Source organism: Nonomuraea corallina (assembly GCF_027620315.1).
Taxonomy (GTDB): Bacteria; Actinomycetota; Actinomycetes; order Streptosporangiales; family Streptosporangiaceae; genus Nonomuraea; species Nonomuraea corallina.
This window is the reverse complement of the sequence record NZ_JAPNNL010000215.1, coordinates 1-11506: the sequence shown is the minus strand read 5'-3', so window position 1 is coordinate 11506 and position 11506 is coordinate 1. Positions and strand designations below refer to the sequence as shown.

Below are 11506 nucleotides of genomic sequence, written 5' to 3'. Positions count from 1 at the left end.
CCGCCCCTGGCGGGCACCGCCGACGCCCTGGCCAGGGTGCTCGCCGATCCCCGCAGGCAGGCGGCCAACGAGCTGGCGGTGCGCCGGCTCACCTCGGCCAGGCCGCTGCTGACCGGGGTGCGGCGCGCCTCGGAGGTGCTGCGGACGGCCGACCGCGTCTTCCTGCACGCGGGCCCGCCGATCACGTGGGAGCGGGCGTCGGGGCCGATGCGCGGCGCGCTCGTCGGCGCGATGCTGTTCGAGGGGTACGCGAGGGACGAGCGGGAGGCGGCGGACCGGCTCGCCGGCGGCGAGGTGCGGCTGGAGCCGTGCCACCACCACGCGGCCGTCGGCCCGATGGCGGGCGTCGTCAGCCCGTCCATGTGGCTGTTCGAGGTGCGCGACGACGAGCACGGCGGCACCGCGTACTGCTCGCTCAACGAGGGCCTGGGCAAGGTGCTGCGGTACGGCGCGTACGGGCCCGAGGTGCTGGACCGGCTGCGCTGGATGGACACCGTGCTCGGCCCGGTGCTGTCGGCGGCGGTCGAGCTGACCGGGCCGCTGGACCTGCGCTCGCTGATCGCGCAGGCGCTGCAGATGGGCGACGAGCTGCACAACCGCAACCGGGCGGCGACCTCGCTGCTGCTGCGCGAGCTGGCCCCGGCCGTCTCCGACGCGGCCCCGGGCAACGCCTCGGACGTGCTGCGCTTCATCGCCGGCAACGACCACTTCTTTCTCAACGCGGGCATGGCCGCGGCCAAGGTGAGCACCGACGCGGCCCGGGACGTCCCCGGCTCGACCCTGGTGGTCGCCATGGCCCGCAACGGCACGGACTTCGGGGTGCAGGTGTCAGGGCTCGGCGGGCGGTGGTTCACCGGGCCGGCCGGGGTGCCCGACGGGCTGTACCTGGGCGCGTACGGGCCCGGCGACGCCAACCCGGACATCGGCGACTCGACCATCACCGAGACGTCAGGGCTGGGCGGGTTCGCCATGGCCGCGGCCCCGGCCATCGTCCGGTTCGTGGGCGGCGAGGTGGCGGACGCGGTGGCCGCCACCCGGTCCATGTACGAGATCACGCTGGCGGAGCATCCCGCCTACCAGATCCCGGGGCTCGGCTTCCGCGGCACGCCCACCGGGATCGACGTCACCCTGGTCGCCAGGACCGGTCTGCTGCCCGTGGTGAACACCGGGATCGCGGGCAGGGTCGCGGGGACCGGACAGGTCGGCGCGGGGCTCGTCAGCCCTCCGGCGGAGGCGTTCACGGCGGCTCTACAGGCGCTGTCAGAGACTGTCATCGATCCTTTCGAGGTATAGCGAAACAGCACGTCAACCCCCGAAAAACGGCTCCACGGTTCCCTCACCGATTCACTGCCTATATGGTGGCGAATCCCATAACGTGCAACTACGTTGCGACTTTATGTGACTTCTGAGGCTGGAGATGGGGGCGGGACATGGCAGCCGACCGCATGCTCAGCGGCCCCGGCGCCGAGGGCGGCGCTCCACAGAGCCAGGGCAAGCTCATCGGCCGGCGCTACCGGCTGATGTCCCCCGTCGGCAGGGGCGGCATGGGCATGGTGTGGCACGCCCATGACGTGCTGCTCGACCGGGACGTGGCGGTCAAGGAGCTCATCCTGCCGTTCGGGCTGGACCACGCGGGCAAGCAGGCGGCGCACCGGCGGGTGCTGCGCGAGGCCAGATCGGCCGCGCGGCTGCAGCATCCGGGCATCGTCACCGTGCACGACGTGGTGGAGGAGGACGGCCGTCCCTGGATCGTCATGGAGCTGGTCCGCGCCTGGTCGCTGGAGCAGGCGGTGCGCCAGAGCGGCCCGCTGCCGGTGGTCCAGGCCGCCGAGATCGGCATCCGGGTGCTCGACGCGCTGCGGCACGCGCACGCCGCCGGGATCCTGCACCGCGACATCAAGCCGGGCAACGTGCTGCTCACCGCCGACCGGGTGGTGCTGACCGACTTCGGCATCGCCGCCGTCGAGGGCGACGTCACGATCACGCAGACCGGGCTGCTCATGGGCTCCCCGGCCTACATCCCGCCGGAGCGCCTGTCGGGGCAGCCGATCTCGGCGGCGGCCGACCTGTGGTCCTTCGGGGCGACGCTGTACACGGCCGTCGAGGGCCGTCCGCCGTACGAGGGGCCGGACGCGGTCGCGGTGCTCGGCGCGGTGCTGACGCAGGAGCCGTCCCGGCCGCAGCGCGCGGGCGCACTGCTGCCGGTGATCGAGGGGCTGCTGCGCAAGAACCCGGCCGAGCGGCTGACCGCCGAAGAGGCCACCGGGCTGCTGGAGCGGGTGCTGCTCGCGCACGGCTCGGCGCGGCCGCGCAACCCGGAGGCGCCGGCGCCGCTGCCCGCGCCGGACGACCCGGCGCCCTCGGGGCCGCTGCTGATGGAGCCGCCGTCCGGGCCGCTGCCCTCGCGGATCGTGGAGACGCCCTCGGGCCCGGTGCGCGTCCCGTACGACCCGGACGGCAGCCTGTCGGGCGGGTACGCGATGCCGTACGACGCGATGCCGGGCCCGTCCGGCGCGCACCGGACGGACCAGGTGCCGAGGCCGGACTTCGACGCGTTCGCCTCGGGCCCGCACTCCCTTCCCGGGCTCGGCGGCTCGGCGTCGCAGCGGTCGCTGTCGGACCCGGCGCCGGGCGCCCGTCCCGGGCCGGGCAGCGTGTCGGGCCCGTACCCGATGCCGCCGCAGGACGTGCGGGGCCCTGCCGGGGCGATGCCGGACGGCCCGTCGTACCCCGGCGTGGACCGGCCCGCGGGGCCGGGCGGCCCCGGCGACCGGGCCGCGCCGCCCATCCTGCCGCTGACCAGTGACAGCCGCAGCGCGGGCGTGTCCTCGCGCTGGCCGCTGGCCACCGACGACGACCTGCGCGACCAGTCGCACCGGCTGTCCAGGGACGTCAGCCGCAGCCGCCTGGCGCAGTTGCCCGGCGGCGGGCCGCACCGGACCGCGGCCGCCGGCGGGCGCAGGCCGCAGGAGAGCGGCAACGCGTGGGTGCGCGACGGACGGCCGACGCCGCTGCTGATCGTCGCCGCCGTGGCGGCCGTCGTCGCCGTGGTGGCGGCGTTGATGATCCTCGCGTCGATCGGCTCGGACGAGCCCTCGCCGGCCCCGCTCTCGATCGCCGGCGGCGTCCCGACGCGGGCCGAGGCCTCGCCGGTGCCCGACGGGTACAGCGAGGAGACCCCGCCGGGGTTCAGCGCCGGCGTGCCGGAGGGCTGGAAGGTGAGTTCGTCGGGCGGCCAGACCACGATCACCGGGCCGAAGGACTCGGGCATCCGGCTGGTCGTCACCCAGGTGCCGCCCCGGGAGGACGGCGGCCTGGCGGAGCTGACCCGCGAGGAGGCGGACGGCGGCAAGGACGGCTACATCCAGGTGCAGCTGCAGAACGTCGGCTACCGCGGCTGGAAGGCGACCGACTGGGAGTACACCTACGCCAGCGCGAACGAGGTGCCCATGCACGCGCTCACCCGGTTCGTCACCCTGGACGAGGAGACGGCCTTCACCATCACGTTCGACATGCCGGAACTCGTCTGGGACGACCAGGCCGAGGCGCGCAGGGTCTTCTTCGACACCTTCCGCCAGTCCTCCTGAACGAGGTCCCGGCCGGCCCCGTGGAGGCCGTGCGGGACGGGCGTCCCCGGAGGGGGACGGTGCTGTACGGTCTGGGCATGAGACTGGGGAGCGTCTTCTTCTATCCCGTCAAATCGACCTCCGGCCACGAGGCCGCCGAGGCCGTGGTGCGGCCGTGGGGGCTGGCCGAGGACCGGCGCTACCTCGTCGTGGACGAGCGGGGCGAGCCGCTCACCGCCCGCGAACATCCGATCATGCTCGCCTGCGTGGCCAGGCCCGACGGCTCCACGATCAAGCTCAGCGGCCCGCACGCCGAGCCGCTGCGCGTCACCCCCACCTCGCGCAGGCTCACGGCCGACCTGGGAGGGGACCGGGTGGAGGTCACCGACTGCGGGGACGACGCCGCCGCCTGGATGGCGGCGCTGCTCGGCCGTCCCGCGCGGCTGGCCTGGCTGGACGACCCGACCCGCCGCCCGGTCGATCCCGCGTACGGCCGGGCGGACGACCGGGTGAGCCTGGCCGACGCCTTTCCGCTGCTGCTGACCACGACGGCCTCGCTGGCCCGGCTGGACGACTGGGTGCGGGAGACGGCGGCCGAGCGCGGCGAGGAACTGCCGCAGCCGCTGGACATGCGCAGGTTCCGGCCGAACGTGGTGGTGGAGGGCGCCGGCGAGCCGTTCGCCGAGGACTCCTGGCGGCGGCTGCGGATCGGCGAGGTGGAGTTCCGGGCCGTCAAGGGATGCGACCGGTGCGTGCAGACGACCGTCGACCCGGACACGTACGTCAAGGGCAAGGAGCCGATCCGCACGCTGAGCCGGCATCGCAAGTGGGACGGCAAGGTGTGGTTCGGCGTGAACCTGATCCCCGACGGCACGGGCACGATCCGGCGAGGCGATCCCGTCACGGTGCTGTAGTCCTGAAAGCACCTTTTGGGGTGATCTCTGGGGCTATGCGAGACTTCACGGGTGACCACCACCCCCACAACCTCCGACGTCTCCTCCCCCGGGCACCTTGGAGCCGTCCAGCGCCGCACGCTGATCGTGCTCTCGGCCGCCCAGATCGTGGGCGGCGTCGGCGTCGCCGTCGGGCTGGCCCTCAGCTCCGTGGTGGTGGACCAGCTCTCCGGCTCGACGATGATCAGCGGCTTCGCGGGGACCGCGACCGTGCTGGGCGCGGCCCTGCTGGCACTGCCCACGGCCAAGGCGTCCGGCAGCGGCGGCCGGCGGGCCGGCCTGGCGCTGGCCTACCTGGCGGCGCTGCTCGGCTGCGCCATCTCGGTCGCGGCGATCACCATCGGCAACTGGCCGCTGCTGCTGGCCGGGCTGGTGCTCGTGGGCGGCGGCAGCGCCGGCAACCTCGCGGCCCGCTACTCGGCCACGGACCTGGCGCCGAAGAACCACGCGGCCCGGCACCTGTCGCTGGTGGTCTGGGCGGCGACCGTCGGCTCGGTGGCCGGCCCCAATCTGGCCGAGCCCGCCGACCGGATCGGCATGGACGCCGGGCTGGTGGAGAAGGCGGGGCCGTTCGCGTTCGCCGCGCTGGCGTTCGCGGTGGCGCTGCTGATCGTCTTCGTGTTCCTGCGCCCCGACCCGCTCAAGCTGGCCAGGCAGCACGACGGCAGCAAGCCCACCACGGGGAAGGGCAGCCGGACCGTCCGCACCGCGTGGCGGATCCTGCGCGCCACGCCGATGGCCCGCCAGGCGCTGGTGATGATCGCCGTCAGCCACACGGCGATGGTGTCGATCATGTCGATGACCCCGGTCAAGCTCCACCACGACGGGGCCGAGCTGGACGTGATCGGCGTCGTGATCAGCCTGCACATCGCCGGCATGTACGTGATGTCGCCGGTGGTCGGCTGGCTGGCGGACAAGGCCGGCAGGGTGCCGGTGCTGCTGCTCGGCATGGGCTTGCTACTGGCCTCCGCCGCGCTGGCGGCCACGGCCGGCCACCGGGTGTGGCAGATCACGCTGGCGCTGTTCGTGCTCGGCCTGGGCTGGTCGTGCGGGCTGGTGGCCGGCTCGGCGCTGGTCAGCGAGTCGGTGGCGATCGAGGGCCGCACGGCCGTGCAGGGCCTCTCCGACCTGATCATGAACGTGTGCGGGGCGACCGGCACGGTGCTGGCCGGAGTGATCGTGGGCGGCCTGTCGTACGGGGTGCTGGGCGTGGGCGTGGGGGTGCTGGTGGCGCTTGCGGCGGTGTGGCTGGCGCTGACGGCCCGCCGGTCGGGCGCTATTTGGCGTCCGCATAGCAGCTGACCGCGACCGCCTCCATCGGGAAGCGCACCGGGGTGGCCCCGAACAGCAGCCTGGTGGCCTCGGCGGCGGCGGCCGACACCGCGGCGGCGACCCGCTCGGCCTGGTCGGCCGGGCAGTGCACGATGACCTCGTCGTGCTGGAAGAACACCAGCGCGGCGGGGGCGGGCAGCAGCCCGCGCAGGACCGCGATCAGGGCCAGCGCCCATTCGGCGGCGGTGGCCTGGACCACGAAGTTGCGGGTGAACCGGCCCCGGTCGCGCGCCGCCCGGCCGCCCTCCGGCCCGGAGACCAGCTCACGCCACGACGCGGACGGCGGCGGGCTGGTGCGCCCGAGCCAGGACCGGACCAGCCGGCCCTCCTCGCCCGCCTTGGCCGCGTCCTCGACGAACTGGTAGGCCTTCGGGAAGCGGCGGCGCATCACGGGCAGCAGCCGGGCGGCGTCGCCGCTGGTGCCGCCGTACATGGCGGACAGCATCGCGATCTTGGCGTGGTCGCGCTGACCGCCGAACGAGGCGGCCAGCGCCGAGTAGAGGTCGCTCTCCCCCGCCGCGGCGGCGAGCCGGGCGTCGCCCGCCATGGCGGCCAGCACCCGCGGCTCCAGCTGGGCGGCGTCGGCGACGACGAGGGTCCACCCCTCGTCGGCCACCACCACCCGGCGCAGCACCTTGGGGATCTGCAGGGCGCCGCCGCCGCTGGTGGCCCAGCGGCCGGACACCACGCCGCCGACGACGTACTCGGGCCGGAAGCGTCCGCCGCGCACCCACTGGTCGGCCCACGTCCAGCCGTGGAAGCTGTGCAGCCGGGCCAGCTCCTTGTAGGCGAGCAGCGGCTCGACGGCCGGGTGGTCGATCTGCTTGAGCTCCCACGACCGGGTGGACCTGATCGCTACCCCGGCGCTCTTGAACGCCTTGACGAGCTGCTGCACCGAGTCGGGGTTGACCGGATGGCCGAACGCCGCCGAGACCCGGTCGGCCAGCGCCTGCAGCTTGGCCGGGCGCATGCCGTGGACCGGCCGGGGGCCGAGCATCTCGGTGAGCAGGGCGTCGTGCACGTCTCTGCGCCAGGGCATGCCGTCGTGGGCCAGCTCGGCGGCGATGAGCGCGCCCGCCGACTCGGCGGCGACCAGCAGCCGGAACCGCCCGGGGTCGGGCAGCGCGGCGACGCGGCCGAGTTGGCCGTCGAGCACCTCGGCCAGCGCCCCGGCGGGCAGCGGCTCCGGGCCGAACAGCGTGGCCGGGTGACCGGGCTGGTCGCCGGCCGGCTCGTCGGGAACGGGCCGGCCGTGCAGCCGGGCGTGCGCCGCCCTGGCCGAGCGCGGCTCGCCGTGACGGCCCTCGGCCGCGAGCAGCAGGCCCTCGGTGAGCGCGAGGTCGTGGCAGCGGCCGACGCGCACCCCGGCGGCGAGCAGCGGCGGGTAGGCCTCGCGGGTGTCGGCCCACACCCACCGCGGCCGCGCCGCCTCCAGCTCGCGCACCGCGCCGGGCACGTCATGGGGCAGGCCGCCGGGCAGCGGCTCGCCCACGGGGAGGAGCGTCTGTCCGGCCAGCACCACGTACACGACTCCAGGGTGCCAGGCCCCTACGACAGAGGGATGCGCACCTCGTCCTCGACGGGGGGTTCGAGCTCCTGCCGCAGGCATCCGGTGGCGGCGTGGCACCGGATGGTGAGATGGTCAGGGGTGACCGACAGGCGCAGGAACTGCTTGAAGAACGGCGGGGTGTCCCAGTCGGACAGCTCCGACAGGAAGTGCTGGAACACCCGGTCCACCGGCAGCCGGAACGGCCACGGCCAGGACCCGAGCAGCCGCGCCGCCCACCGCATCCGCCGGGTGATCGTCACCGTGCCGACCGGCCGCACCGGCTTGTTCTTGATCTGGTCGGCCATGATGCAGGCGGCCTCGTCCGGCGTGAGGTACATCCACGGCATCCGCAGCCGCTTGGCGTAGAGCTGGCTGTAGAACGACAGGGAGTCGCCGCGCAGCGGGTAGCAGCGGTAGTCGTCCTCGTGCACCCCGCCGACGTCGACCCGCCGGATGGTGTGGGTGGCGTGCATGAACGCGCCGCCGCCGCCGGACACGATGTACTGGATCACCCGGTCGCCGACCTGGACCGGGTAGCGCTGGTAGTTGTGCACGTCGCCGCCGATGGCCGCCACGTAGCGGTGGCGCGGGTCGCGCACGATGTCGTCGACGGTGCCGCCGCCGGCCAGCTCGGACGGCTTGTAGGCGTTGCCGGTGTAGATCGGCTTGCCGGTGACCAGGATCTTGGGCCGCGGGTCGAGCGACACGCGCCGCAGCCACGCGGTCTGCTCACCGTCCAGGGTGCCCTTGATCCCGGTGTCGACGCCCACGATGAGCAGGCTCGGGGTGTCGATCACCCAGTACGGTCCGGGCTGCGCGGCCTGCTGGGCGGGGCGGCCGCGCAGGGCACGGGCCTCGGCCAGGGCGGGCTCGTCGATCGTCTCCGGCTTGCGCCACAGCAGCCCGCGTATCCCCCGGTCCGGCTTCGGCTTGAGCGAGGCGTCGCAGAAGACCCGCATGAAGCCGCCGAGCCCGTCGTACCAGTCGTGGTTGCCGGGGACGGCGTAGATCGGCGCGTCGTAGTCCTTGTAGGGGCGGAAGAACTTGTCGCGGTAGTCGTTGCCCGACCCCGCCGGGTAGATGATGTCACTGGCCAGGATCGCGAAAGCGGTGCCCGCTCCCTCCTTCAGCATGCCGGGCACGACCGCGTACTGCGACGCGTCGCCCTCGCCGGTGTCGCCCACGAGCAGGAAGTCGAAGCTCTCGCCGACCTCGGGCGTGATCCGGAAGTCGGGGTCCGCGCCGCGCTCGCGCAGGGCGGCCACCCACTGCTCGCGCACCTCGCCTGACGGGTCGCCGAACAGGCCGGCGAGTATCTCGTTCCGGGATTTCCACAGGGTGACGGGGTTCAGCCAGGTGAAGCCCTTGTCCTCCGGCCGCAGCCGGTCGAACGTGCCGATCTCCTGGCAGGCCCATCCGGCGCCTTCCTCGGACACCCGCGAGGAACCCTGCTTCCCCCGTTCAGCCGCTAATTCCACCATGCCCCCATCTTGGTCCCCACGCCCCGGCACGCGCATCCGAACGCAGCGTGTCGTTGCCGACACAGCTGGTTCGCGATGGTGTAGCCTCTATCGCCCCAAGCAAGCGGTTGTCGTCGCCAAGGAGGGCTGCCATGGCCCGGAACGGTTCCGATGACGCGCTCAGGCGGGGCACCACGCGGGCGGACGCCGTCGAGGGCCTGCTCGCCTACGCCGCGACCAGGCGCGCGCGGGCCGCGTTGCGAGAGGTGGACCGCGCCGTGGAGATGAGCCGCGAGCTGGCGGCCGAGCGCCCCGAGCACACCGCGCTGCTGATCCGCGCCCTGCTCATGCGGGCCCGCCTGCACCTGGGACGCGACCGGCCGGGCGACGCGCTGCCCGCGGCCGAGGAGGCGGTGGCGCTGGCCAGGCGGGACGGCGGCGCCCCGCTCGCGCTCTCGCTGACCGCCCTGGCCTCGGCCTACGAGTGCCTCCAGCGCTACAGCGAGGCGGCCGAGGCGTCGGCCGAGGCGGCCAGGGTCACGGAGCACGGTTAGACGAGCGCGCCCGGGTTGAGCACGCCCGCCGGGTCCACCCGGTCCTTGACCGCCCGCAGGATCGCCACGCCCAGCGGTCCGATCTCGTCGGCGTAGGCGGCCTTGTGGTCGCGGCCCACCCCGTGGTGGTGGGAGATCGTCCCGCCCGCCTCGACGATGGCCGCGTTGACCGCCTCCTTGGCCCGCTCCCACTGCGCCACCGGGTCGCCCTCCTGGGCGGTGACGACGGTGAAGTACAGCGAGGCGCCGGTCTCGTACACGTGGGAGATGTGGCACATGACCAGCGGTGAGCCGAGCGCGCCGAGCAGCGCGAGCCGGACCGCGTCGTACAGGCGCGGCAGGTTCGCCCAGAAGCCCGCCGTCTCCAGCGTCTCCACGGTGGCGCCGGCGGCCAGCAGCGAGTCGCGCAGGTACGGCGCGGAGAAGCGGCCGTGCGCCCACGACCGGCCCGGCTCCTCGCCGAGGGGGACGCCGCCGTGCGCGGACAGGACCGCGGCGGCGGCCTCGCGGCGGGCGGCGACGGACGCGCCCTCGTAGCCGGCGATCACCAGGCAGCCGGACCCACCGGACCCACCGGACTCGCCGGTGCCGATCCGGTCGGGGCGGGCCAGTCCGATCATGGTCTCGGTCTCGTCGGAGAGCCGCAGCACGGTCGGCAGCGGCCCGTCCTGGGCGAGCGCCCGCAGCGCGGCCGTGCCGGCGGCGAAGCCGGGCAGGCGCCAGCCCTCGTACGCCTTCTCGGCCGGGGCGCGGCGCACCCGCAGCCGGAGCGAGGTGATGACGCCGAACGCGCCCTCGGAGCCGAGCACGAGCTGGCGCAGGTCGGGCCCGGCCGCCGACTTGGGAGCCCGGCCGAGGTCCAGGTCGCCTTCCGGGGTGGCGACGGTCAGCCCGGCGACCATGTCGTCGAAGCGGCCGTAGCCGGCCGACGCCTGGCCGCTGGATCGGGCGGCGGCGAAGCCGCCCAGCGTGGCGTACTCGAAGGACTGCGGGAAGTGGCCCAGGGTGAGGCCGTGCGCGCCGAGCAGGCGCTCGGCCTCGGGGGCGGGCATGCCCGGCTCGAACAGCGCGGTCATCGACTCGGCGTCGACCTCGATCAGCCGGTTCATCCGGCCCAGGTCGAGCGCGATCACCCCGGCGAAGCCGTCGCGGCCGGCGGTGAGCCCGCCGACGACGGAGGTGCCGCCGCCGAACGGCACGACCGCGATCCGCTCCGCCGCGCACAGCCGCAGCACCCGCGCCACCTCGTCGTGCCCGCCGGGCAGCACGACGGCATCGGGCGCGCCGTCGCCGTCGCCGGCCCGCAGCCGCAGCAGGTCGGGGGTGGATCTGCCGCGGGCGTGCCGGACCCGCGCCTCGTGCGTGGTCAGCACGTGCCCGTCGCCGACCAGGGCGGCGAGCGCGTCCAGGTGGCGGGGCTCCAGCGCGGCGGGCGGCACCCGTACCGACTCCAGCTCGGCGGCGGGCTCCGCCGACGCGCGCACCCCCAGCAGGTCGTGCAGCAGCCGGCGGACCTGTTCGGGGAGCTCGCGGGCCTTGGCCGGGTCACCCCAGCCGGACCAGAGCATCGGTTCCGACGTCATGGTTACACTGTGACACATGACGCCTATTCGTCACAATGACGGCGTGCTGGACGCGGCCCGCGACTGCGTGCTGGCCTACGGGGTGCGCCGCACCACGCTCACGGACGTGGCGCGGCGGGCCGGCGTCTCGCGGATGACCATCTACCGGCACTGGCCGGACATGCGGGCGCTGGTCGCCGACCTGATGACGCGCGAGTGGGTACGGGTGATCGACGGCCTGGACCTGGCCGATCCGGTGGGGGCGGTGGTGGCCGGGGTGCGCGGGCTGCGCGAGCACCCGCTCTGGCGCAAGATCGTGGAGGCGGACCCGGAGCTGCTGATCCCGTACCTGCTCGACCGGCGCGGCGCCAGCCAGGAGGCGGTGCTCGCGGCGCTGGAGCCCGCGCTGGGCGACGCGCGCCGGGCCAGGGCGGTGCTGTTGGTGGCCCAGTCGTTCCTGCTGTCGGCCCCGACCATGCTGGACCCGGTCACCCTCGACGAGCTCGACGCCGAACTCGCCACACTGCTGG

The 11506-nt window shown here is 74.5% G+C and carries 9 protein-coding genes; 6 read left to right on the top strand and 3 right to left on the bottom strand.

Annotated elements, in window-relative coordinates; all coding sequences use genetic code 11:
* From OUY22_RS32870 to OUY22_RS32855, 4 genes are all read left to right on the top strand, one after another.
* The coding region (locus OUY22_RS32870; RefSeq protein ID WP_270159162.1) for a YlbE family protein at nucleotides 1–1293 on the top strand (1293 nt) is incomplete at its 5' end.
* 137 nt (nucleotides 1294–1430) lie between these two features.
* Entirely contained in the window at nucleotides 1431–3587 is a 2157-nt protein-coding gene (locus OUY22_RS32865) for a serine/threonine-protein kinase (RefSeq protein WP_270159160.1), read from the top strand.
* 77 nt (nucleotides 3588–3664) lie between these two features.
* The gene (locus tag OUY22_RS32860; protein ID WP_270159159.1) at nucleotides 3665–4480 is read left to right on the top strand and encodes an MOSC domain-containing protein; all 816 of its coding nucleotides are present in this window, start codon (nucleotides 3665–3667) and stop codon (nucleotides 4478–4480) included.
* A gap of 51 nt (nucleotides 4481–4531) precedes the next feature.
* A complete protein-coding gene (locus tag OUY22_RS32855; RefSeq protein ID WP_270159158.1) occupies nucleotides 4532–5821 on the top strand; it encodes an MFS transporter in 1290 nt (429 codons plus the stop codon).
* Here the strand turns inward: OUY22_RS32855 and OUY22_RS32850 are convergent.
* The gene (locus tag OUY22_RS32850; RefSeq protein WP_270159163.1) at nucleotides 5796–7370 is read right to left on the bottom strand and encodes a bifunctional 3'-5' exonuclease/DNA polymerase; all 1575 of its coding nucleotides are present in this window, start codon (nucleotides 7368–7370) and stop codon (nucleotides 5796–5798) included. The genes OUY22_RS32855 and OUY22_RS32850 overlap by 26 nt on opposite strands.
* A gap of 29 nt (nucleotides 7371–7399) precedes the next feature.
* The gene (locus tag OUY22_RS32845; protein ID WP_270159157.1) at nucleotides 7400–8836 is read right to left on the bottom strand and encodes a metallophosphoesterase; all 1437 of its coding nucleotides are present in this window, start codon (nucleotides 8834–8836) and stop codon (nucleotides 7400–7402) included.
* A gap of 176 nt (nucleotides 8837–9012) precedes the next feature.
* Here OUY22_RS32845 and OUY22_RS32840 point away from each other — a divergent pair, with 176 nt between their 5' ends.
* Nucleotides 9013–9414, top strand: a complete 402-nt coding sequence (locus OUY22_RS32840) for a hypothetical protein (RefSeq protein ID WP_270159156.1) — start codon at nucleotides 9013–9015, stop codon at nucleotides 9412–9414.
* Here the strand turns inward: OUY22_RS32840 and OUY22_RS32835 are convergent.
* Entirely contained in the window at nucleotides 9411–10997 is a 1587-nt protein-coding gene (locus OUY22_RS32835) for an FAD-binding oxidoreductase (protein ID WP_270159155.1), read from the bottom strand. The genes OUY22_RS32840 and OUY22_RS32835 overlap by 4 nt on opposite strands.
* A gap of 16 nt (nucleotides 10998–11013) precedes the next feature.
* Between OUY22_RS32835 and OUY22_RS32830 the strand changes: the two genes are divergently transcribed.
* Nucleotides 11014–11506 (top strand): TetR/AcrR family transcriptional regulator (locus OUY22_RS32830; protein ID WP_270159154.1); only part of this gene is annotated, 493 nt, incomplete at its 3' end.